19 protein-coding genes, 14 tRNA genes, 2 rRNA genes and 1 pseudogene are annotated in these 23276 nt (G+C 45.0%); 4 read left to right on the top strand and 32 right to left on the bottom strand.

Translation table 11 applies throughout. The features are described from left to right. Window positions 1–76: 76 nt before the first annotated feature. The 9 genes from glmS to tsaE all read right to left on the bottom strand — a co-directional run bounded on the left by glmS (window position 77) and on the right by tsaE (window position 9115). Window positions 77–1906, bottom strand: a complete 1830-nt coding sequence (glmS, locus tag T355_RS0107580; RefSeq protein ID WP_027397222.1) for a glutamine--fructose-6-phosphate transaminase (isomerizing) — start codon at window positions 1904–1906, stop codon at window positions 77–79. Between the two features lie 324 nt (window positions 1907–2230). Continuing rightward, the gene (groL, locus tag T355_RS0107575) at window positions 2231–3865 is read right to left on the bottom strand and encodes a chaperonin GroEL (RefSeq protein ID WP_027397221.1); all 1635 of its coding nucleotides are present in this window, start codon (window positions 3863–3865) and stop codon (window positions 2231–2233) included. A 63-nt stretch (window positions 3866–3928) separates the two neighbouring features. Continuing rightward, window positions 3929–4213, bottom strand: coding sequence for a co-chaperone GroES (gene groES, locus T355_RS0107570; RefSeq protein WP_027397220.1), 285 nt, complete (start codon window positions 4211–4213; stop codon window positions 3929–3931). A 178-nt stretch (window positions 4214–4391) separates the two neighbouring features. After that, a complete protein-coding gene (locus tag T355_RS0107565; protein WP_027397219.1) occupies window positions 4392–4967 on the bottom strand; it encodes an ANTAR domain-containing response regulator in 576 nt (191 codons plus the stop codon). Window positions 4968–4969: 2 nt separating this feature from the next. After that, entirely contained in the window at window positions 4970–6397 is a 1428-nt protein-coding gene (locus T355_RS0107560; RefSeq protein ID WP_037330019.1) for a histidine kinase N-terminal domain-containing protein, read from the bottom strand. A gap of 21 nt (window positions 6398–6418) precedes the next feature. After that, the gene (gene tsaD, locus T355_RS0107555) at window positions 6419–7459 is read right to left on the bottom strand and encodes a tRNA (adenosine(37)-N6)-threonylcarbamoyltransferase complex transferase subunit TsaD (RefSeq protein ID WP_027397217.1); all 1041 of its coding nucleotides are present in this window, start codon (window positions 7457–7459) and stop codon (window positions 6419–6421) included. Between the two features lie 26 nt (window positions 7460–7485). Continuing rightward, window positions 7486–7935, bottom strand: a complete 450-nt coding sequence (gene rimI / locus T355_RS0107550) for a ribosomal protein S18-alanine N-acetyltransferase (RefSeq protein WP_027397216.1) — start codon at window positions 7933–7935, stop codon at window positions 7486–7488. Continuing rightward, window positions 7932–8651, bottom strand: a complete 720-nt coding sequence (gene tsaB / locus T355_RS0107545; protein WP_027397215.1) for a tRNA (adenosine(37)-N6)-threonylcarbamoyltransferase complex dimerization subunit type 1 TsaB — start codon at window positions 8649–8651, stop codon at window positions 7932–7934. The genes rimI and tsaB overlap by 4 nt, the downstream gene beginning before the upstream one ends. Next, window positions 8639–9115, bottom strand: coding sequence for a tRNA (adenosine(37)-N6)-threonylcarbamoyltransferase complex ATPase subunit type 1 TsaE (tsaE, locus tag T355_RS0107540; RefSeq protein WP_027397214.1), 477 nt, complete (start codon window positions 9113–9115; stop codon window positions 8639–8641). Before tsaE ends, tsaB begins: the two co-directional genes overlap by 13 nt. A 198-nt stretch (window positions 9116–9313) precedes the next feature. On the opposite strand from tsaE, the gene T355_RS0107535 reads away from it, so the two are divergent. Both T355_RS0107535 and T355_RS0107530 read left to right on the top strand, forming a co-directional pair. Continuing rightward, window positions 9314–10312: a hypothetical protein gene (locus T355_RS0107535; protein WP_027397213.1), complete on the top strand. Its 999-nt coding sequence runs from the start codon at window positions 9314–9316 to the stop codon at window positions 10310–10312. A 114-nt stretch (window positions 10313–10426) separates the two neighbouring features. Next, complete coding sequence (locus tag T355_RS0107530; RefSeq protein ID WP_027397212.1) at window positions 10427–10975, top strand: NADH peroxidase; 549 nt, start codon at window positions 10427–10429, stop codon at window positions 10973–10975. Between the two features lie 101 nt (window positions 10976–11076). Here the strand turns inward: T355_RS0107530 and recO are convergent, their stop codons facing one another. From recO to T355_RS13935, 6 genes and pseudogenes are all read right to left on the bottom strand, one after another. Then, window positions 11077–11814: a DNA repair protein RecO gene (gene recO, locus T355_RS0107525; RefSeq protein ID WP_027397211.1), complete on the bottom strand. Its 738-nt coding sequence runs from the start codon at window positions 11812–11814 to the stop codon at window positions 11077–11079. After that, window positions 11814–12707, bottom strand: coding sequence for a GTPase Era (gene era, locus T355_RS15145; protein ID WP_027397210.1), 894 nt, complete (start codon window positions 12705–12707; stop codon window positions 11814–11816). Before era ends, recO begins: the two co-directional genes overlap by 1 nt. Before the next feature lie 114 nt (window positions 12708–12821). Then, window positions 12822–13286, bottom strand: a pseudogene (ybeY, locus tag T355_RS15420) (rRNA maturation RNase YbeY); the annotation flags it as partial. Between the two features lie 15 nt (window positions 13287–13301). Further along, entirely contained in the window at window positions 13302–14225 is a 924-nt protein-coding gene (locus T355_RS0107515; protein WP_051555474.1) for a PhoH family protein, read from the bottom strand. Between the two features lie 321 nt (window positions 14226–14546). Next, window positions 14547–15119 (bottom strand): DUF805 domain-containing protein, encoded by a 573-nt coding sequence (locus T355_RS0107510; RefSeq protein WP_027397208.1) that lies wholly within the window; start codon window positions 15117–15119, stop codon window positions 14547–14549. Between the two features lie 40 nt (window positions 15120–15159). Continuing rightward, window positions 15160–16899, bottom strand: a complete 1740-nt coding sequence (locus T355_RS13935) for a transglycosylase domain-containing protein (RefSeq protein WP_081777646.1) — start codon at window positions 16897–16899, stop codon at window positions 15160–15162. A gap of 235 nt (window positions 16900–17134) precedes the next feature. Here T355_RS13935 and T355_RS0107500 point away from each other — a divergent pair. Beyond that, window positions 17135–17223, top strand: a tRNA-Ser gene (locus T355_RS0107500). Window positions 17224–17228: 5 nt separating this feature from the next. Beyond that, window positions 17229–17317, top strand: a tRNA-Ser gene (locus tag T355_RS0107495). A gap of 75 nt (window positions 17318–17392) precedes the next feature. Here the strand turns inward: T355_RS0107495 and T355_RS0107490 are convergent. From T355_RS0107490 to T355_RS0107410, 17 genes are all read right to left on the bottom strand, one after another. Then, window positions 17393–18244 carry a transporter substrate-binding domain-containing protein gene (locus tag T355_RS0107490; protein ID WP_027397207.1) on the bottom strand — a complete coding sequence of 284 codons (852 nt, stop codon included), beginning with the start codon at window positions 18242–18244 and terminating at the stop codon, window positions 17393–17395. Between the two features lie 85 nt (window positions 18245–18329). Then, window positions 18330–19475 (bottom strand): metallophosphoesterase, encoded by a 1146-nt coding sequence (locus T355_RS0107485; protein ID WP_027397206.1) that lies wholly within the window; start codon window positions 19473–19475, stop codon window positions 18330–18332. A gap of 139 nt (window positions 19476–19614) precedes the next feature. Further along, on the bottom strand, window positions 19615–21684 hold the full coding sequence (locus T355_RS0107480; protein ID WP_027397205.1) for a methyl-accepting chemotaxis protein: 2070 nt from the start codon (window positions 21682–21684) through the stop codon (window positions 19615–19617). A 130-nt stretch (window positions 21685–21814) separates the two neighbouring features. Next, window positions 21815–21900, bottom strand: a tRNA-Leu gene (locus tag T355_RS0107475). 20 nt (window positions 21901–21920) lie between these two features. Further along, window positions 21921–22007, bottom strand: a tRNA-Leu gene (locus T355_RS0107470). 53 nt (window positions 22008–22060) lie between these two features. Then, window positions 22061–22149 (bottom strand) — tRNA-Leu (locus tag T355_RS0107465). Between the two features lie 15 nt (window positions 22150–22164). Continuing rightward, window positions 22165–22238, bottom strand: a tRNA-Gly gene (locus T355_RS0107460). A 10-nt stretch (window positions 22239–22248) separates the two neighbouring features. Further along, window positions 22249–22324 (bottom strand) — tRNA-Thr (locus tag T355_RS0107455). A gap of 7 nt (window positions 22325–22331) precedes the next feature. After that, window positions 22332–22407 (bottom strand) — tRNA-Phe (locus T355_RS0107450). A gap of 4 nt (window positions 22408–22411) precedes the next feature. Beyond that, a tRNA-Asp gene (locus T355_RS0107445) sits at window positions 22412–22488 on the bottom strand. A 7-nt stretch (window positions 22489–22495) separates the two neighbouring features. Beyond that, a tRNA-Val gene (locus T355_RS0107440) sits at window positions 22496–22571 on the bottom strand. A 7-nt stretch (window positions 22572–22578) separates the two neighbouring features. Next, window positions 22579–22654 (bottom strand) — tRNA-Lys (locus tag T355_RS0107435). A gap of 29 nt (window positions 22655–22683) precedes the next feature. After that, window positions 22684–22759: transfer RNA gene (locus tag T355_RS0107430), tRNA-Lys, on the bottom strand. A 4-nt stretch (window positions 22760–22763) separates the two neighbouring features. Continuing rightward, window positions 22764–22840 (bottom strand) — tRNA-Gln (locus T355_RS0107425). 18 nt (window positions 22841–22858) lie between these two features. After that, window positions 22859–22934 (bottom strand) — tRNA-Asn (locus T355_RS0107420). Window positions 22935–22938: 4 nt separating this feature from the next. Then, a 5S ribosomal RNA gene (gene rrf / locus T355_RS0107415) occupies window positions 22939–23055 on the bottom strand. Between the two features lie 77 nt (window positions 23056–23132). After that, a 23S ribosomal RNA gene (locus tag T355_RS0107410) occupies window positions 23133–23276 on the bottom strand; the annotation flags it as partial.

Genomic DNA, 23276 nt, shown 5'->3' with positions numbered 1-23276 from the left:
TATACTAGTACAAACCATGCACCTTGTCAACAAAAAAAGGACTGTCCTTTCAGTAAGGACAGTCCTCTATTTAACCTTATTCTACTGTTACAGATTTAGCCAAATTTCTTGGCTTATCAACATCTGCACCACGGGTAATTGCGGTATAGTAGCTGAGGAGCTGGAGTGGCAGAACAGCCAAAAGTGGAATCAACAGCTCATCAGTGTTAGGAACGGAGATAACATGGTCAGCATACTTCTTCAGCTCGGTATCCCCCTCGGCAGCAATACCGATAACAACAGCATCACGGGCCTTAACTTCCTTGATGTTGCTGAGGGTCTTCTCATAAACGCTCTTCTGGGTAGCCAAAGCCACTACAGGAACGCCTGTGGTGATAAGAGCCAGAGTACCATGCTTCAGCTCACCTGCGGCATAGGCCTCAGCGTGAATATAGGAAATCTCCTTCAGCTTCAAGGAGCCCTCCAGAGCTACCTCATAGTCCAAAGCACGGCCAATGAAGAATACGTCGGTATTGAAGCCATACTTCTTGGCAAATACCTTAATAGGCTCCACATCCTCCAAAGTCTCACTGATCTGGGAAGGTATCTCACGCAGCTTACCCAAAAGCTCCTTCATTCGACGAGGAGCAACGGTGCCACGGAGGCCTGCCATATAAGCACCCAGCAGGAACATAACGATGAGCTGGGTAGTATAAGCCTTGGTGGATGCTACAGCAATCTCAGGACCTGCCATGGTGTAAATAACCTGATCTGCCTCACGGGCAATAGAAGAACCAACAACATTGGTTACAGCCAAGGTCTTGGCACCAAGACGCTTAGCCTCCTTCATGGCAGCCATAGTGTCGCTAGTCTCACCGGACTGACTTACCACGATGCAGAGAGTGTTATCATCGATAATTGGCTGACGATAACGGAACTCAGAGGCAATATCCACCTCTACCGGGATACGGGCCAAACGCTCAATATAATACTTACCTACAAGACCTGCATGGTATGCAGTACCACAGGCAACAATGAAAATCTTGGAGAAGGAATTTACATATTCCTCAGTCCAGCTGAGCTCCTCAAGAACTACAGCAGAATTGTCCTTGGCAATACGGGAAGCCAAGGTGTCGCGAACTGCCTTAGGCTGCTCGTGAATTTCCTTCAGCATGAAATGCTCATAGCCGCCCTTTTCAGCTGCCTCAGCATTCCAGTTAACCTCAAATACCTTCTTGGTAATAGGCTCGCCCAAGCTATTGGTAATCCATACGGAATCCTTCTTTACAACAGCAACCTCACCATCATTTACAATATAGGTGCGACGGGTACGGGAAATAATAGCAGGAATATCAGAAGCGATGAAATTCTCATCATCCCCCAGACCAATTACCATAGGGTTGTCCTGCTTGGTGCAAATCAGCTTATCAGGGTCATTCTTGCTCATGAATACGATGGCATAGGAACCCTCAATACGCTTAATAACCTCACGAACAGATGCCTCGAAATCGCCGTTATAAACTTCTTCCAAAAGATGAGGCAAAACCTCAGTATCTGTGTCAGACAGGAACTTGTGGCCCTTTGCAATCAAATCCTCTTTAAGAGTCATGTAGTTCTCAATAATACCGTTATGTACTACCGCAAAATCACCATGACAGTCAGTATGAGGATGAGAGTTATTGTCGGATGGACGACCATGGGTTGCCCAACGGGTATGACCGATACCAATGCTGCCCTCAGGAACATTGCCTTCAATCTTTTCCTCCAAAGCAGCCAGACGGCCTACAGACTTCTCTACGCGAATCTTCTCCCCATTGAGAACAGCAATACCAGCAGAGTCATAGCCACGATACTCCAGTTTGGTAAGACCCTCAATAAGGAATGGGGTAGCCTGCTTGCTACCAATGTAACCAACGATACCACACATAATAAAAAACCTCCAATATAAAACTGGAAGTCCCATGTCCTGCCCAAATACCGCTCTGGCCTGTCAGTCACCCAACAGTTTTAACAGCATTCTAACGACCGGCAAGCCGAGAGGCATCCGCTGATAAATCGACAACCTCTTCCTCGTCACCTTGCTTTATTCCAAAACAAGGCCATGCGCTAGAACAATAAGTTCTTTCATTAATATGAACATAAAGACTTCAAAAATAATATTACCGTGATTTTGACCCTAAAGCCAAAATCACGGTACGTATTATAGACTATTAATATATCTAAGTCAAGTATTATATACTATCCGACTTTTTTACATCATACCAGGCATGCCGCCCATTGCGCCTGCACCAGCCATAGGGTTTGCAGCACCCTCTGGAGCTGGCTTATCAGCAACCAAGGTCTCAGTGGTGAGAACCATAGCAGCGATGGAAGCAGCATTCTGCAGAGCAGAACGGGTAACCTTTGCAGGGTCAACAATACCATTGGCAATCATATCAACATACTCACCCTTGTAAGCATCGAAGCCAACACCTACAGCGCTGTTCTTAACCTCAGCAACTACTACAGAACCCTCAAGGCCTGCATTATTGGCAATCTGGCGAACTGGCTCCTCAACTGCACGGCGTACAATGTTGATACCAGTCTTAACATCACCATCAGCCTCCAGAGCATCCAGAGCTGGGAGAATATCGATAAAGGTAGTACCACCACCAGCAACTATACCTTCTTCAACAGCAGCACGGGTAGCATGGAGAGCATCCTCAACACGGAGCTTCTTGTCCTTCATCTCTACCTCGGTAGCAGCACCGATTTCAATAACAGCTACACCGCCGGAGAGCTTAGCCAGACGTTCCTGGAGCTTCTCCTTATCGAAGTCGGAGGTAGTGTCAGCAATCTGCTTCTTAATCTGCTCGATACGAGAAGTGATTGCACTCTTTTCACCCATACCATCAACAATAGTAGTATTTTCCTTGGAGGAATGTACCTGACGGGCACGACCAAGATCCTCGATAGTTACGCTGTCCAGCTTACGGCCCAGCTCCTCAGAAATCAGCTGGCCACCGGTGAGGATTGCAATATCCTCCAACATAGCCTTACGTCGATCACCAAAGCCAGGTGCCTTAACAGCCAGAGCCTTGAAGGTACCACGGAGCTTGTTTACAACGATGGTAGCCAGTGCCTCGCCATCCAAATCCTCAGCGATGATAACCAGCTCCTTACCCATCTTAACAACCTGCTCAAGAATTGGGAGAATATCGTTAACAGTGGAAATCTTCTTATCAGTAATGAGGATATAAGGATCGTTCATTACAGCTTCCATCTTATCAGTATCAGTAACCATGTAAGGGGAGATGTAGCCACGATCGAACTGCATACCCTCTACAACGGAAAGGCTGGTCTCCATACCCTTGGATTCCTCAACGGTGATAACACCTTCCTTACCAACCTTCTCCATAGCGTCAGCAATATACTGACCGATTTCCTCATCAGCAGAGGATACAGTTGCAACCTGTGCAATTGCCTTCTGGGACTCTACTGGCTTGGAAACCTTCTTAAGCTCAGCTACCAGAGTCTTAACTGCCTTTTCGATACCCTTCTTCAGAACCATAGGGTTAGCACCAGCAGCTACGTTACGCATACCCTCATGAATCATAGCCTGAGCCAAGAGAGTTGCAGTGGTAGTACCATCACCGGCAATGTCGTTGGTCTTGGTAGCAACCTGGCGAACCAGCTGTGCACCCATATTCTCAAATGGATCATCCAGCTCAATGTCACGGGCAATGGTAACACCATCATTAGTAATGGTAGGTGCACCAAACTTCTTATCAAGAACTACGTTACGGCCCTTTGGACCAAGAGTAACCTTTACTGCATTTGCCAATGCATCAACGCCCTTTTCCAGAGCACGACGAGCTTCTTCATCAAATAAAATCTGCTTTGCCATTTTAAATGCCTCCAATAATATATATTAGAAATAAGATAAACGATAGTTTCAGGCTTATTGTGATTACTCGATTACGCCGAGAATATCGCTCTGGCGCATAATGAGATAATCCTTGCCATCAATCTTAACCTCAGTGCCTGCATACTTGGAATAGAGAACGCTGTCCCCAGCCTTAACCTCCATAGCAATACGATTGCCGTCCTTATCAATGCTACCTGGGCCTGCTGCAATAACCTTGCCCTTCATAGGCTTTTCCTTTGCAGTGTCTGCAAGGATAATACCGCTGGCAGTCTTGGTTTCTGCCTCAGCAACTTCAATAACGACTCTGTCACCTAATGGTCTAATCATATTTATCTGCCTCCTAAAAGATAGTTTGTAAACTATTTTGTTAGCACTCCATATAGTTGAGTGCTAACTCCGAGTATTATGATAAATCTATTTGAGCAAAAAATCAAGTAAAAAGTCAAAAAAACAAAACTTCGTTCCCAAAGTGGAAACGAAGTTTATATGTGCATATATTATTGAATTATTTGGTTGCTGCCCTGATAATGGCCTCGGCAACCTCCTTTATCGTCTTTCGCTTTGCCATACTGTATTTTTGAATACGATTAAAGGCTTCACTTTCGCTGATATTATGGGCATCCATAAGAATTCCCTTGGCTCTGTCCAGCAGCTTTCGCATTTCCAGAGTATCCTTTACCTTGAAAAGCTCATCCTCCAGGCCCTGCAAATCCTGATATCTGGACATGGCCACCTCGATGGCAGGGAAAAGATTTGCTTCCTGCACCGGCTTTACCAGATAGGCCTGCACTCCGGCATCACTGGCCCGTTTTACAAATTCCGGCTGGCTAAAGGCTGTCAGCAAAACCACAGGGGCAATTTTTTCCTTACCCACTATTTTGGCCGCCTCAATGCCATCCATTTCCGGCATTTTCACATCAAATATACAAAGGTCTGGCTTTAGCTTCTTGGCCAGCTCCACAGCTCTGCGGCCATTTGGAGCCTCACCCACCACTTCGTGGCCGGCTTCTTCCAGCAGCTCCTTCATATCCATACGGATTAAGGCTTCATCATCGGCAATAAGGATTTTCAAGGGATTCATACTTACTCTCCTCCCACATTACTTACTGGTATACGCAAAATACAACGGGTTCCTTGATTGTTCTTCATTTCAAAGCTGCCACCTATATCATCCTGCACCAAAGTCTTTATTATTTGCAGTCCCAAAGATTTGGACTTGCTAATATCGAAATCATCAGGCAAACCTACGCCATCATCATACAACTCTATCAGATAGCCATCTTCCTCAATGGCAGTCCTAAGACCAATCATACCATGGCTGCGGCCTTCAAAGCCATGCTCTATGGCATTTAATATCAGCTCGTTTATTATGACTGCCAGATTGCTGGCATTCTGGGATGGCAGCACCACCTCCGGGCCTTCTATTTTGCTGGTAAGAACAAAATCCTTGTCCACCATATTAGGTACCACCCGCTCAATTATGCCCTTGGTAACTTCATTGACATTTATTTCTTCCGTATCATGCTGGGACAAAAATTCATGGGCCACAGCCATACTCAATATACGGTTGGTACTTTCCTGCAAGGCCGCCTTAACCTCTGGCGACTTGGACCGCCGCCCCTGAAGTCTCAACAGGCTGGCAATGGTCTGAAGGTTATTCTTTACACGATGATGTATCTCCTGAATAACCGCTGTTTTTATCTTAATCTCCCGCTCTTTTTTCCGAACCTCCGTAACATCAGAAAGCAACAAAATCCGCCGCTGCATTACCCCGGCTTCCTCCAGCTTAATATCCCGCTGAAGCAGTATCATGTCCCCTATCTGAATTTCCTTTTCAAAGGGACGACTGCTGTCGAAGGTTTCCCTATGAAGCATGGCACTAATCTCACGATCCGGAAGCCTTGCCCCCAAAAGATGATTTATGCCCAAGGCCCGGTATATTCTCTTGGCTGAAAGATTTACATAGGTAATGCGATTCTTCTTATCCGCAATAACCACACCAGTTCCGGCAAAAATAGGGCTAAACATTTCCAAATCAATATTCCGTTTGGAATACTGCATAAGGAGCTCCGCTGTATCCAGAGTCTGATAATAATTACTTCCGGAGGCATATTCCTTGCTTGTCTCAAGGGTAATAACACCAATAACCTCATTGCCTTCCTTTATAGGATAAGCGTACATATCAAGGGTCATGCCCAAACGCCACTCCCTACGGCCATGAATGGATTTTTCCTTCTCAAAAACATAGGCCACCAATGGCTCCATCTGGGCCTGCACCGTGCTTCCCACCTTTGGGAGCTCCACCTGACTATAAAAGGTATGGGGCTTATGATGCTTCATAATCATGTAAACATCAGGATTCTTGGTTTTCACATACAAAAGAAGATGGGCGTGGGCAAAATCAGCGATAAAGCCAAAGCAGCCGCTCATGCGCCGTATCAGCTCTATCTGCACCGCAGTAAGATTCGTATTTTGTCTGTATATTGAAGTATCACTTTCATTGTGGCTCATAAGAAAGAACTCCTCGTTATTTTACAAATCCTGTAACGCCAGCCCCGGCACCGCATTCAAATATAAGTCTGAGTAATTACCCGCCAAGGACTGATAGTATCCCCGGCAGCCTATCATGGCAGCATTATCAGTGCAAAGGATTTTATCCGGGAAATAGAATTTAATATTATTCTTGGCTGTTACCTCACGGAGTCTCTTTTCCAAAGAGCTGTTTGCGGCCACACCCCCGGCCAATACCAGAGTGTCACAGCCAGTTTCCTTTACAGCGTCCAAAGCCTTGGCCAACAACACCTCAATAACAGTATGCTGGAAAGAAGCTGCCACATCAGCCTTATTTACTTCAATACCCTTCAGCTTCATGCTGTTAAGATAGTTAAGCACCGCAGACTTCAAACCGCTGAAACTGAATTCGTAGTTGCCCTTTTCCTGTAATGCCCTAGGAAAGTCAATGGCCATAGGGTCACCCTCCTGGGCCAGCTTATCTATCTGCGGGCCACCAGGATATGGCAGTCCCATAACCCTTGCCACCTTGTCAAAGGCCTCCCCAGCCGCGTCATCCCTGGTCTGACCCATAAGGCTGAAGGAATTATAATCCTTTACATGAACCAGAGAGGTATGTCCACCGGAAACTACCAATGCCATAAATGGCGGTTTTAAATCGGGAGCACTGAGGAAATTGGCAAAAATGTGTCCCTCCAAATGATTTACTCCGATAAGGGGCACTCCCAAAGTAAAGGCCAACGCCTTGGCAGCAGATACACCTACCAACAAGGCTCCCACAAGCCCCGGGCCGTAGGTTACAGCCACCTGATCGATATCCTGCAGAGTAACGCCGGCCTTTTCCAAAGCCTCATCAATAACTGGCATCACATTGACAATATGCTTACGGGAGGCAATTTCCGGTACCACCCCTCCGAATTTTCTATGTATTGGAATCTGGGTAGCTATAATGTTGGAAAGCACAGTTCTGCCACCAACCAGCACAGCCGCCGAGGTCTCATCACAACTGGACTCAATGGCCAGAGTAACAATCTTTTCTTTATCCTTATTAACCTTATCCATATTTTTCTCCATATCAATAACCAGCCTTAAATATGGGTATTCCACATTATTTCGGCATCCTCCACAGGACTGGTATAATATTTCGGTCTCTGGCCTACACTTTTAAAGCCCAGGCCTTCATATAATTTAATAGCAGGAGTATTGGAAACCCTTGCCTCCAAAGTCATAGCTGTAACCCCACGGGCCTTAACCTCCTCAATTAACTTAAGGAGCATCTGCCGCCCAATTCCCTGACGGCGATAGTCTGGAGCTATGGCCACATTGGTAATACTGCCTTCATAGGCCAAAATCCAGCACCCCACATAGCCGATTACTTTGTTATCAGCTTCCTCATCAACAGCAAGAAGATAATAGGTATCACTGCTGGAGGCATCACGCCAGAAGGATTCGCGGGACCATGGCGTAGCAAAGCACTGCTTTTCAACCTCAGCCACCGCATCAGCATCCTCAGGCACCATTTTACGAAAGCTAATCATTTTGCCTCCTGCTGCAGCTTTTCCTGACGCTTTTCCCAAAGCACCTCTGCCTCAGACTTTCTTATATAAATAGGCTCCATATCCATCACTGAGCCCACCTGACCTGCCGCCAGCTTCTTCAAACCAGACATGGCGATATTGGCTGCCCGCGGCATCATGGTGTGCTTAGGTGGAATGATGAGATTTTCCGGCAGATTATCCAGCTTGGTCATCTTCTTGGAAACCATATCTCCCACAGCCACCACTGGGCCATCAATATCACTGCATATTTTAATTGCATTATCCAGAGATACTACCTCAATAGACTTTACCTCATCAAAATCACTGCCGTTCCACATGTAATGGGCGGTGTATACATTACCCTTTTGGGCATCAATAAAGCCAGCCACCCTTATTCCGGGAACAGGGTAATGCCAGGCCAGCCCCTCCATGGTGGGAATACCAATGAGAGGAATATTAAGACCATAGGCTATAGCCTTTGCAGCAGCCAGTCCGATACGAAGGCCAGTAAAGGAGCCTGGGCCAACGCTTACAGCCACAGCCTCCAGGGCATCTTTTTTTACCCCTGCCATATTGAGAACCTGCTCCACATGTGGAAGCAATGTCTCGGAATGGGTCAGCTTATTTTCTACAATTAATTCAGCCAGTAATTTTTTATTATCTGCAACTGCCACGCTGGAAACCATGGTAGCAGTATCCATTGCTAAAATTGGCACAGCCCTTCCACCTCCCGGAAAATATCTGTATAAACATCCCCTCTGATATCAAAAATCAGGCGACGCTCATTTTCGTCTGCTTCGGTTCTTTCAATAGTAAGCAACACAAAATCATCAGGCAGGCAGTCGGCAAACTTGTCCGCCCATTCAATAACCACAATACCGTCAGGATCATCCACATAGTCGTAAAAGCCAATATCCTCCAGCTCATATTCCTGCTCCAGACGATACAAATCAAAATGATAAAGGGGTAGCCTTCCTTCGTAAACATTCATTATATTAAATGTAGGAGAGGTAACATCCTCATCTATCTCCAAGCCCTTGGCCAAATTCTGCACAAACAGTGTCTTGCCGGCTCCCAAATCACCATATAGACAAATTACTGTCCCGGCAGAAAATAGCCTGCCGATTTTCTCCCCTATGGCCGCCGTTTCCTCAGGGGATTTTGTAATTATTTCAAACATTGTTTTCTCCTAGAAATTCCATGCTCTGTACGCATATTACAAAATAATACTAACATGCAATTTTATCATATTTGCCATGCAACTACAAATTATAACGCCCGCATACTGAAGTAGCAGCAGGATTTTTTCTGCACATGTGGAATTTACCTAAGTACAAAACCGAATGAAGATTCAAGACGATAGGAGGTTGCATAATTTATGTTAATGAAAAAAAATCGAATAGAGAAATCCGCTTGCAGTATATTTGCTGTGGTCTGTTCTCTGCTTATTATGCTAATGGCAACAGCCCAGGCCGCTGAAAAACAGGAGGCACCTATTTGGCGACTTGATTCCAAGCCAGGAGCCGTACTCCCCCGCAGCTTAAGATTTATGACAGATGAATTTCCGCAGGATTTAAATTCTGTGCCATCCCGTAAGGGAATGGACACCCTAAGATGTTCTGCCAGTGCAGAATTTTCTGGTTTTGGACTCTCCATGATCAGGGATAAAATTTACGAGCATGCTGGCAAAAATGCGGTCATCTATATGGTGGATTTACGGAAAGAATCCCACGGCTTTGTCAACGGTGAATTTGCCGTAAGCCATTACTTCAAAAAAAATTTAGGCAACCGTAACCTGGCTTCCGCAGCAGTACCACAGGCTGAGGAAAAAGCATTACAATCCATAATGGGCCAGGAAATAACCTTTGTTCCTTTGGGCAAAACAGATACAAAGCTGTTTACTGCTTCCACTGTAAAGGTGGAGCAGATTGAAACTGAGGAAGCAATCACTGCACGGCTGGGAATACATTATAAACGCATTCCTATTGCAGACCAATGTGCACCTAGCGATGAGGATATAGATGAATTTATGAACTTCTACAAAAATCTTCCTTCCAATTCCTGGCTGCATTTTCATTGCCATGCAGGACATGGACGTACTACAACCTTCATGGTATTCTATGACATTCTATGCAATCCGGATGTAGCTTTGGATGATATTGTGGCACGGCAGCATGCTTTGGGTGGCACGAATTTGTTCGCTCCAGGAAAAAAGAATAATTGGAAGGGCGAGGAAATTCGCAAACGTGCCCAACAGGTTCGTAACTTCTATGCTTATGTACAGGCCAATCACAGAAATAAATATGCACAGCCTTACTCCCAATGGATGAAGGCCCAAAATAGCAGAGTAGATAACGCTCAAAAAAGTAAGTCCTAAAAATAGCAAATACGATTCGTGAAAAATGTCAAATTATTCTTTATTTTTGCACCATTTTCGATATAATTATATGTAAGAAGCTGAGTGTGTGTACTATTATTAAGGAGGTACAGTATGGCTAAATATGTATGCAGCGTTTGTGGTTACGTTCACGAGGGAGATGCTCCACCAGATGAGTGCCCTATCTGCCATGTTGGTTCTGAAAAGTTCAACAAAATGGAAGAAGGCGGTCAGCAGTTAGCTGATGAGCACAAGCTGGGTGTAGCTCAGGGTGTTGACTCCGAAATTGTTGAAGGGCTGAAGCAGAACTTCAACGGCGAATGCACCGAGGTTGGTATGTATCTGGCAATGTCCCGTGTAGCTGACCGTGAAGGCTATCCTGAAGTAGCAGAGGCCTTCAAGCGTTATGCTTGGGAAGAAGCTGAGCATGCAGCAAAATTTGCAGAGCTGCTGGGTGAGGTGTTAACCGACAGCACAGAGAAAAATCTAAAGATGCGTGTTGATGCTGAGTTTGGTGCCTGCGAGGGCAAGAAGAAACTGGCAGTTCATGCCAAGAAGCTGAATCTTGACGCTATCCATGACACCGTTCATGAAATGTGCAAGGACGAGGCACGTCATTGCAAGGGCTTTGAAGGTCTGTTAAAGAGATACTTCGGTAAATAATTAAACGAAAAAGGGATGTCCCAAATGTGATATTTGGGTTCATCCCTCTTTTTTTGCAAAATAGCCTTCCCCTCTGGGGTGCCCGAATGGCGGAGCAGGTATCACAGCTGTTGAATAAATTTCAAGGATTTCATAGGCTTACCAAACATGCTGTATAAATACCCCAATAACAGGGATTCAGCCTGGACCATAATACTGCCGCTAACCTTAAAGGCTGGCTTTTCCAGCCAATTTAGCTTCAAAAGCTGGCCAATAAATACCCGCATAGCTTCAGGGTATTCCATAATCCCCTTATCATCTGGCTGCACCATTTTCGGAAGCAATGCTCCCCCCTCCTGAATGGAAAAAAAGGCGTCGCCCTCAATATCCAGACCGCTTCTGACACATCTTTCATAGGAAAGCTGCATACCGGAAAATTCCAGAATCTGAAAAGCCGCCGCCAGAGCCGCAATTCTTGGATTGCGGCTGCCAAAGGCGTTAAAGACCTCCAACAGCTTATCGTACATATCACTCTGAGGAAAGCCCTCCACCGCCAAGTTTGTGGCCAGCTCCGCCACAAAAGCCCCATAGGCCATGGCTGAAAAATCCGTACTCATTGTGCGGTTGGCATGCTTTAAGGAAGCCTGGCGAACGGTATCCAGACGATTGCCCTTGGTAAGCTGGATATCCACCTCATTGAACATCTGCAAGGCTCCCGCCAAAGGGCTTTTAGGGCGACGACAGCCAAAGGCCGTTGCCGTTATTTTCCCATGCTCACGGGAAAGCAGGGTAATTATTTTATCTGCTTCGCCCCAGTTCTTTACCCCCAGCACCAGGGCATCAGTCTGATACTGTCCCATTATTCAAAACCGAATCCTTTAAGGATATTGTCGCGGTTACGCCAATCCTTCTTTACCTTAACCCAAAGGTCAAGGAACACCTTACCTCCCAGGAGCATTTGAACATCCTGACGGGCCTGGGCACCGATTTCCTTCAGCATGGCACCCTTCTTGCCAATAATGATACCCTTTTGGGAATCACGCTCCACATAAATGGTCACCCGGACATAATTATCCCCGTTGTCACGAATCTTCATTTCATCCACATCAACAGCAATGGAATGAGGCACCTCATCACGGGTAAGATGCAGCACCTTTTCACGGACCATTTCCGCAATAATCAAACGCTCCGGCTGGTCAGTAACCATATCCTCCGGATAATACTGAGGTCCCTTTGGAAGGTACTTCTTTACCTCATCCAATAAACCCTCCAGATTGTTTTCCTCCAGAGCTGAAATAGGAACGGTAGCCGCAAAATCGTACTTACCGTTATAATTGGTGATAATCGGCAGCAACGCTTCCTTGTCCTCCAGCAAGTCCACCTTATTAATAGCCAACACAACAGGCTTTTTAGTGGCTTTGAGGCGCTCAAGAATATAATGCTCACCAGGACCAAACTTCTCGTTGGCATCCACCACGAAAATAATGGCGTCAACCTCCTGCAAAGTACCTTCAGCAGCCTTTACCATGTATTCTCCCAGCTTATCAATAGGCTTATGAATACCAGGAGTATCCAAAAATACCAGCTGGGCATCTGGCTTGGTCAGCACACACATAATTCTGTTGCGGGTAGTCTGAGGCTTATCGGACATAATGGCGATTTTCTGGCCGATAAGGCTGTTTATCAAAGTGGACTTGCCCACATTAGGACGGCCGATTACTGCCACAAAGCCGGACTTATAATCCTTTGGCAATTTCTTTGGCTCGTTTTTAGGAATAGAATTTATATCAATTTCTACGCCCTTGCCCTTTACAACATCAGGGGCCTGAGCCAGTGGAAGCTGCATATCCTTGTCATCACCGTCATCCCGGCTTATACCCAGCTTACCCATTACATAACGCTGCTCCTCCTCCATTTCAAGGCGTTCTTCCTCATCCATATGGTCATACCCCATAAGATGAAGCATGCCATGAACTGTAAGGAAGGACAGCTCCCTTTTAAGGCTGTGACCATATTCCTTGGCCTGCTCCTGAGCCTTTTCCACGGAAATAATAATATCTCCCAAAATCTCAGTCTCCAGACCGCCCTCTATCTCAGGCTCATCCTCCTGACTATCTGCAAAGGCAAAGGACAGTACATCAGTAGGACGGTCCAGCCCACGATATTTATTGTTAAGCTCATGGATATATTCATTATTGGTGAGGGTAATGCTTACCTCCCCATTTTCCACTCCATAAAGAGGCCCAGTAACCTCGGCAGCATTGCGCACAATTTCCTCAATTTCCGGCTCCAGCTTTAAATCTTCAGGCTCACGGCTGATAATAACATCCATTGGCAAATTCTCCTATTAATCTTCTTTGCGGGAAGCCTCATAACGGTCATAGGCCTCCACTATTCTTGATACAACGTCATGTCTGATTACATCCATGGCTTCCATACGTACTATTTCAATGCCCTTAACCTTTTCAAGGACCTTTGTTGCTTCTATCAAGCCTGAGGTAACTCCCCTTGGCAAGTCAATCTGCCCTGGGTCACCGGTTACCACCATCTTGGAGCCAAAGCCAAGACGTGTCAAAAACATTTTCATCTGCTTGGCAGTGGTGTTCTGTGCCTCATCGAGAATAACATAGGCATTTTCCAGAGTACGGCCACGCATATAGGCCAAGGGAGCAATCTCAATAACCCCTTTGGTCATCAGCTTCTGATATGTGTCCTGCCCCAATATATCCTGCAAGGCATCGTAAAGAGGACGAAGATATGGATCAACCTTTTCCTGCAAATCTCCTGGCAAAAAGCCCAGCTTTTCTCCAGCCTCCACCGCCGGGCGGGTAAGAATCAGCTTTTCCACCTCACGATTGCGAAGGGCTGCACAGGCCAAAACCACCGCCAGATATGTTTTTCCCGTTCCCGCAGGCCCCACACCAAAGGTGATGGAATTTCTTTTAATAGCATCCACATAAACACGCTGACCCAAAGTCTTAGGGCGTACATGACGGCCACGGGAGGTTACCAAAATGGTATCCCCAAATAAGCTGTGAAGGGCCTCGCCCTTGCCACCCTTTACCAAGCCTATACTATATCTTACTTCGTGCATGGTGATGGCATTGCCCTGTCTGTACAGGTACTGCAGCTCCCGCATAATTTTGGCAGCCGGCTCCACCTGTGAGGACTCACCGCTGATTTCCAGCACCTCTCCACGGCTAATGAACCGCGCGTCAAAATTCTCCATCAGTACACGAACATATTCGTCTCTTTCTCCCAGCAAAGCCATGGCTTCGCTTCTATCGGCAAATTCAATAATTTCTTCTGCTATATTCTGCAACTATTCACCGTAGCCTAATCTGCCAACTACGGTGTTTTCACCTCGCTTATAAAATGCTTCAAATACTCAGTCATATTATTTTACCGCAACTGGTATCCTAACACAATGGTATTTTATTGAGTAATCAAATGAAATAAAAAAGAACTGCCGCAATATATGCGACAGTTCCGAATAACGTATTATTGTATAAGCTACCATAATCACTACGATCAGCTATTACTCAGTCTATATTTTTCCTAAACTTCTTAAATCTTAGTCAAATAATACACTTTATATGGAGCCAGCATATTTAAGTGGGTTTTCACCATACTGGTTTGTTCCATCATTCCCCTCGGCAACGGCCAAATATATTGAAAGGAAAAAAGAGGCACCTAACAAACTAATAATTACAACAACCCAACCAGGAATATTCAAGTCATGTCCTCTCTTTATGGATATGAAAATACTTAATACAGTAAGTGGTAAGAAAAAAAACAATACACATAATAGCAGAATAACTATTACTCCAATAACGGTATCCTCGTTGTGGCCGCTCATCACTACATTAGTTCCTAACAAACTAGTCACCCCAAAAAGTATAATTCCAACCACAACAGTAATTGCCATAAGTATAAGATATCTAAATATAAATCTTTGCCTATTTAACCTACCTCTACAATTCCACCAGCTTAACGCCTCATCTTCGGTTGCATAGTCCGGTCCCAGAGATTGTCCATTACTATTATAAAAAAGTGCTGATGGTGCTGGCAACGAGCCACCACTAGCCACTTTTGTGCCGCAATTATCACAAAATACCGCATCATCATCAATTTTTTTGCCACATTTTTTACAAAACTTAGCCAATACCTTCACTCCTCTTTGTTACCATATTTAGATTATCACATTAGTGTCCCGTCGACTTCATAAAAATTCTCCATATATCCGCAGGTAGTGTACCACCAGTCATTGAACCCATAGGCTGGTTGTCATCTGTACCAATCCATACCCCCACCACCAGATCAGGAACATAGCCCACAAACCAGGCGTCGTGATAATCACTGGTGGTACCGGTTTTTCCTGCCACATGACCGCCGATATTGGCTCTGGTTCCTGTACCGTGGCTGACAACTCCCTGTAGCATGCTGTCAAGATTTGCAGCAGTCTCCTCCTTTAGCACTCGTCTGGAATTATTTGGATTAGGATATTCCTCCAGAACATTGCCATCACGGTCCAGCACTTTTACTATAGGAGTGCCCTTAGCGTAAATTCCCTTGTTGGCAAAGGTGCAATAGGCACTGGTAAGCTCCAATGGAGTTACGCCCCTTGTTATTCCGCCCAGCGCGGTGGAAAGATTAACATCATTACGTTCTCCCTCCAGTACCAAGGTGGATATCCCCATATCCTTGGCATACTTTATAACCTTATCAATACCTATATCATCTGCCACACGCACCGTTGCCACATTTAATGACTGAGCACAAACAGAGCTTAGTGGAACACTTCCATAAAAACTGCGGTCATAATTTTGTGGGTTCCAGCCATACTTAGTAAATGGTGTATCAGCAACAACTGAATCAGGCCTATAGCCAGACTCCAGGGCAGCAGCATAAACAAATGGTTTGAAGGCAGAACCAGGCTGTCTTTCCGCCAATGCTGCACGATTAAACATATCTGTCCCCCGACCACCTACCATAGCCTTGATATAGCCACTATGAGGCTCAATAGCCACCAATGCCCCCTGAGGTTGTTTCAGTCCATTAGCCTCATTCATCTCTGGAAGATTTTTCATGGCCTCCTCAGCGGCCCGCTGCATATCCATGTCAAGGGTGGTATAAATCTTCAGCCCACCCTTATATAATCCGTCATCGCCATATTTATCTATGATTGTCTGCTTTACATAATTAATAAAATAATAAGCATCCCCTACTTCTTTGGGAGCTGACTGAACTAAATGTACTTCCTGCTTAGCCGTCTTTTGGGCAGTTGAGGAACTTATGAAACCATATTTGGCCATTTGGTGTAGAACCACAGCCTTCCTTTTCTGAGCTTCCTCCAAATTATTTAAAGGAGAATAATGATTAGGGCTTTTCGGTATCCCTGCCAGCATAGCACATTCATTTAGGTCCAAGTCTTTCACGTTCTTGTTAAAATAATATTTTGATGCTGCTTGGATACCATAAACACCGCGCCCAAAGTAAATCTGATTAAGGTACATTTCCAAGATTTCTTCCTTGGTATGCCTATGTTCAATTTTAAGTGCCAAAAACATCTCCTGAATTTTGCGGCTAAAGGTACGCTCCTGATTTAAGTAAGCATTTCGTGCCAGCTGCTGAGTAATAGTGGAGCCACCCTCGGCAACTGCACGGTGTGTAATATTCTCCCACATAGCACGCATAACTCCACGATAATCAATGCCTATATGTTCGTAAAACCGCACATCCTCCGTTGCCAAAAAGGCTTTCTTTAAATTTTCCGGTATTTCCTCACTTTTGACTGGTTCCCTGTCCTCCTCAGCATGTACAACCGCTATTTCATTTCCTTTTATATCGTAAATGTGTGATGTAAGAGCTGGCTGAATATCCGGCAGGTTGCTTGGAATATTGGCCGAAGCCACCAAGAATCCACAGGCACTACCAATCCCCATCACTATTAAAGCAATAATAAAAACTGTAGAAATTTTCACATCTGTCCATCTTTCTAGTTATCTATCAAAAATCGTACATCGATTTCAAATACTACTATATAAATCTTAATTTATCAATAATTTTTTCAAAACATCGTACTCCCAGTCCAATTTCAGATTAACCGAACCATATTCATTTCATGGAGTTCTTTCCTTGACATGAATTATTTGATTTTGTTATAATGTTTATTGCTATGGAGAGGTGTCCGAGTGGTTTAAGGAGCTGGTCTTGAAAACCAGTGATGTCGCAAGGCACCGTGGGTTCGAATCCCACCCTCTCCGCCATATATGGAGTGGTACTCAAGAGGCTGAAGAGGACGGTTTGCTAAATCGTTAGGGTCGCAAGGCCGCGAGGGTTCGAACCCCTCCCACTCCGCCATGTATAAAAAATATCAGGGCACCGATTAATATCGGTGCCCTGTTTTTTATTTGTTACAAATATAGCTATATTAAATTATTTTTTCAGACCAACGTGAACTATTTTGTCCTGATAATATGGAGTAGTCATCTCCATATTCTGTGGTTTATCAATATCAGCCGGAACCTTTGAGTCTCCCTTTGGTACTGCTACCCAGAATACCACATCCACTTTCTTGGAGGCCAGAGCCGATGCACGTGCCGCACTGTCTATCTGCACCAGTTCCACGTCCATGTTTAGGCGCTTACCAATTTCCGACAGCACTGCTGTGTTGAAGCCTGCCGGTGTACCATCTGCCAAAACCAAATCCAAAGGAGGCAAATCGCCTGTTACTGCAATCTTCAGCTTTTTACCATTAGTAGTCGGCATCGTAACTGCAGGTGGTTCCTCCCCTTTTTTTAAATCAGTAATATAGGTTTTCACAAATTTATCAAGGGTACCATCCGCCTTCATCTCGCCAATTGCCTTATCCAGATCAGCCTTCAGCTGTTTATCTTCCGTGCGGACAGCGCAACAAAAGGAATCCTCCAAATTCATACCACGATGCTCTACTATATCCAGCTTGTCATTTCGTCCCATCAGGTACTGTGCCACACTATTGTAGAGGCTCACTTCCTTTACACTGCCGGATTCGAGCCCCATCAACATGGAGGTTAGCTTATCATAATAAGCATAATCATGGGCAAGGTTAACGTCTGTCTCTTCATCAATCTTCTTCATTACTTCGTTGATTCTTTCTTCACTGGCATTCAGATGAGTCAACGTACCAATCTTAATCTGAGTATCATGTGTTCCTACCTGATTACCCTGCTGTCCTCCGCAGCCAACGAGTACCGCGCCTGCCATGATGCAGCCAAACAAAACAGTACCCAGTTTTTTCATGTTCATGATGCATCCCTCCTATGATATTTCCAGTACGAACCTATCATATTCTCAATACGACGCCTAGTCATGAAAATCCTGCTTTTCTCTCTTACTTTTCTGTAAGCGTGAATACAGCAATCTCCGGTGGACAGCCAAAACGGAATGGGAACCAGCTGCCATTTCCTGAATGCACATACCCCATAGTATTTCCCACATGATATACACCACGCAAATATTTGAATATTGGCGGTACAAGAGGAATACCAAAGAAGCCCAGCTGTCCTCCATGGGTATGTCCTGTAAGTACCAAATTGGTTTTATACTTAGCCGCTGAGTCTATAAAGTCAGGATGATGGGCCAGCAATATCTTTACTGAGTTTGCCGGAATCTCCTTTAGAGCAAGCTCCGTATATTTTTCCTTCAAAAAATCAAACTGATCCCGTTTAATCGGATAATCCACTCCTGCAACATAAACTGGCAATGCTTCCCCTGTAACCATATCAAAGGAATTTTCCAGCTTCTTTATTCTGGTTCCCTCTATTGCGATATCAATGGCGGGAATACCACGCATGTGCTCATGATTTCCCCAGCAGTAATAAATCCCGTATTTAAATTTGTCAACATAGCTGTCCACCAGCTTGGCAGCCTTATAATTGATTTTATTATCATCAAATAAGTCACCGGTAATGGCCAGCATATCACATTCCAAACCGCTAACTTGCTGCAGCAGATTATCCAACTCCTCCAGCCCCATAAAAGGTCCGAGATGAATATCACTGAGCTGCGCTACAGAGAACCCATTTATATCATCAGGTATATTTTCCACTGGCACATTAAAGTGTCTTACCACAGTCTGATGTCTTTCGATAAGTCCGCCATAAGCAGAAACAGCCACTGCCGCAGCTGGCAAGACTGCAGCTCCCTTCAAAAATTTACGGCGCTGCGGATTCTCCGGCACATCAAACAGCTTTTTCTTTAAATATTTTACCAATACATAGGCCAAAGCCAACCAATCATAGACAATTTGAGCCATAAAAATCAGGGTGGACACCTGTAAAATAATGCCACCTGCTGTTGTACCATGCAGCTTGGTAAACCCAAGAATCATGCCAACTATTAAAATAAGATCAACATAAAGCAGTCTTCGCTGTGCCTTACCCAGTTTTTCAGGTGATATAATAACTCCCAATGCTTTTTGAGTAATCATTATAATTGCTGTCAGCACAACAAATAAAATAGAGAAAAATAATAACATAGCCTAACCTCTATACTAATATATAAATTAAAAGTAATGGTATTGTATCATATATTTATGGAAAAATTCTATACGTCACCCTTTTTATGGCAAAACAAAACCAGTGCCCCGAAAGACACTGGTTTTTATTAATGAAAAATTAGAATCTGAATTTCTTAAGCTCTCTCTGAAGCTCATCAGCCAAATCAGACAGATTGCGGGTAGAAGCAGCAATCTCTTCCATGGTAGCTGACTGTTCCTCAGTAGCAGAAGATATAGCATCTATGCTGGCGGTTACGGTCTTGGTAACCTGTTCAACATCCTCAGCGGAATTCAGTACAGCCATACTGGAATCAGCAGTTGCATTTGCAGCCTTGGCAGCCTCCTTGATAAGAGCATCTACCTCATTTACGTTGTCTACAATCTGCTGGAACTGAGTACCAGCCTCAGCCACTACTTCACTACCAGTTCTAACTGCAGCAGTACCTTCCTTCATGCTGTTTACAGCCTTCTGAGTTTCACTCTGGATGGCCTGGATGATGGAAGCAACCTCAGCAGCAGCTTCGGAGGACTGCTCTGCCAGCTTACGTACCTCATCAGCAACAACGGCGAAGCCACGACCATGCTCACCAGCTCTTGCCGCCTCGATAGCCGCATTGAGAGCCAGCAGGTTGGTCTGATCTGCAATACCGGAAATGGTATTAATAATCTCGCCAATTTCCTGGGAACGAACACCAAGGTTAGCAACTGCACCAGCAGACTGCTCCACAGTGGTAGAAATCTGATTCATCTGACTAACTGCACGCTTAATAGAGGCTTCACCCTTATTAGCAGCCTCCCCTGCATTTGCAGATGCACTGCTCATGCGCTCAGCACTGGATGCAATGGAAGATACATTATCAGTCATGTTACGAATCTGATCAACAACAGTAATCATGGTATCATTCTGCTGCTGAGCAGCACCGGCAATATCAGAAACCTTACCAGCAACATGGGTAATTGTCTCTGCACACTGATCGGAACCATCAGACAGGTCATTAGATGCCGCAGAAACCTGCTGAGAGCTGGACTGAATCTGCTCTAAAAGGCTCTTTAAATGCTCAGTCATCTGGACAAAGGCAGTACAAAGACGACCAATTTCATCGTTGGCATCATAATCCATACGGAACTGACGAATATTACCATCAGCAATCTCTTCAGACGCATTAGCCAATACTCTAAGAGGTCTAAAGAGAGCAGTACACATCATGTAGATCATACCAAGAACAAGAGCAAGAGCTACAACAAGAACAATAACCAAGGTAATACGCATATGACGAACCGGTGCTAGAAGCTGAGATTCATCAACAACAGTCAAATACTTGTAACCAGTCTGCTGGGATGTATAAACAGAAACAACCTTTTTTACACCATCCATTTCAATCTCTACCATGCCATCATTTACAGATGCCAGGGAACTGAACTCACCTTCAACCTCAGATAACTTCTTAAAGTTCAAATCTGGATTTGCAGGATCAGCAAATATGGTACCCTCGGAATCAACCACTACCATGTAACCACTTTCACCGATTTTAATCTCACTGATCATATCAGTAATAACTGGAAGGTCAATGTTAATACCAAGAACACCAATAGGATTATTTACATTGTCCTTAAGTACCATAAAAATACCGATAGTAGGAGTACCCTTGGATGTCATAAATGGAGCAGTAATACGAACCTTGTCCATTGCTGCCATGCTCTCCTTATACCAGTCACGGGTACGGGAATCATAGCCCTTCTTACGCTTAACAGCAGGATACTGTAGATAACCGCCATCGGTGGTACCAAGACTTACAACAGACACTGAACCCTTATTAGCTTCAGCAAAGCGATGGAAAACATCGTATGCAGCAAGCTCATATCCGCCCTTGGCTGCAGGATCCATAGCAATCATGCCCTTGGAATCAACCTCACCATCACTATAGACGGTAATATTACCGCCCGCACGCAAAACAGGGTCATTACTCATGTTAACTAAACCATCACGAAGTCCCTCCAGGAAAATGTGCATGGTGTTATCCACCTGAACAGCCTGAAGTTTTGTTTCTTCCTGGAATGATTCTTTCTGATTACTGGTAATTATCCCGTTAAGAACAATACCCATAACCAGCATTGCTATAAAGATGGTCACTCCAGCTACCAGCATCAATTTAGTCTTAACACTGGAATCTTTCATAAAATCTGCCATAAAATCCCTCCAAATTAATGTAAAACGTTAACTAACATAATCACCCTTAGTACGGTTATATTTCGTCATAAACCTCTAAATTCCTTTTAAAGTCACAAAAAAACCGAGTATAAACTCGGTTATTTTTTAATGGTGCGGTTGGTGGGACTTGAACCCACACGACTTGTGATCACTACCCCCTCAAAGTAGCGCGTCTGCCTATTCCGCCACAACCGCATGTTATTGCTTAATATATATGGTGCGGCCGAGTGGATTTGAACCACCACGGGGTCAACCCCCACTAGCGCCTGAAGCTAGCGCGTCTGCCGTTTCGCCACGGCCGCATAACATCAAATATTATAGCATATTAAATTAGCACAATCAAGCATTTTATTAGTGGTGCCGAGGACCGGAATCGAACCGGTACGGTAGTCTCCTACCGCGGGATTTTAAGTCCCGTGCGTCTGCCAGTTCCGCCACCCCGGCAAAAATACTTTATTATGGAGCGGGTGATGGGAATCGAACCCACGTGACCAGCTTGGAAGGCTGGGGCTCTACCATTGAGCTACACCCGCGAAGGATCAATGGAGCTGGCGAGAGGAATTGAACCCCCAACCTGCTGATTACAAGTCAGCTGCTCTACCTATTGAGCTACACCAGCATAAAAATGGTGCCTCAGAGCGGAATCGAACCACTGACACGGGGATTTTCAGTCCCCTGCTCTACCAACTGAGCTACCGAGGCATAATGGCGACCCGAAGGGGACTTGAACCCCTGACCTCCGCCGTGACAGGGCGGCATTCTAACCAACTAAACTACCGGGCCATAATAATGGTGGGCGCTAACGGGATCGAACCGCTGACATTCTGCTTGTAAGGCAGACGCTCTCCCAGCTGAGCTAAGCGCCCATATAAATGGTGACCCACCGGGGACTCGAACCCCGAACCTGCTGATTAAGAGTCAGATGCTCTACCAGTTGAGCTAGTGAGTCATAATATTAACTTTCCAAAACAGAACTCATGGTGGCTCACCCGGGATTTGAACCCGGGACACCCTGATTAAAAGTCAGGTGCTCTGCCAACTGAGCTAGTGAACCGTTTTGGCTGGGGTAGTTGGACTCGAACCAACGAGTGCGGGAGTCAAAGTCCCGTGCCTTAACCAACTTGGCTATACCCCAATCACCCCAGGGGTAAAATGGCTCCTCGAGTAGGACTCGAACCTACGACATACGGATTAACAGTCCGTCGTTCTACCGGCTGAACTATCGAGGAATGTAACTGGCAACTTCCTATCCTCCCAGGCCGTCTCCAGCCAAGTACTTTCGGCGTTTATGTGCTTAACTACTGTGTTCGGAATGGGAACAGGTGGGACCACATAGCCATCATCACCAGATATACAATCAGAAAATACATTTTTATATGTACTCTCAAAACTATACAGAAACAAGAACCATCTTAGTAAGCGCTTTTTAAGTTAAGCCCTCGACTTATTAGTACTGGTCCGCTTCACATGTCACCACGCTTCCACTTCCAGCCTATCTACCTTATCGTCTATAAGGAGTCTTACCAGATTACTCTGTGAGAGATCTCATCTCAAGGCGGGTTTCACGCTTA

It is taken from the genome of Anaerovibrio lipolyticus LB2005 (assembly GCF_000621545.1).
Classification (GTDB): domain Bacteria; phylum Bacillota; class Negativicutes; order Selenomonadales; family Selenomonadaceae; genus Anaerovibrio; species Anaerovibrio lipolyticus_A.
This window is presented reverse-complemented; position numbering and strand designations above follow the sequence as displayed.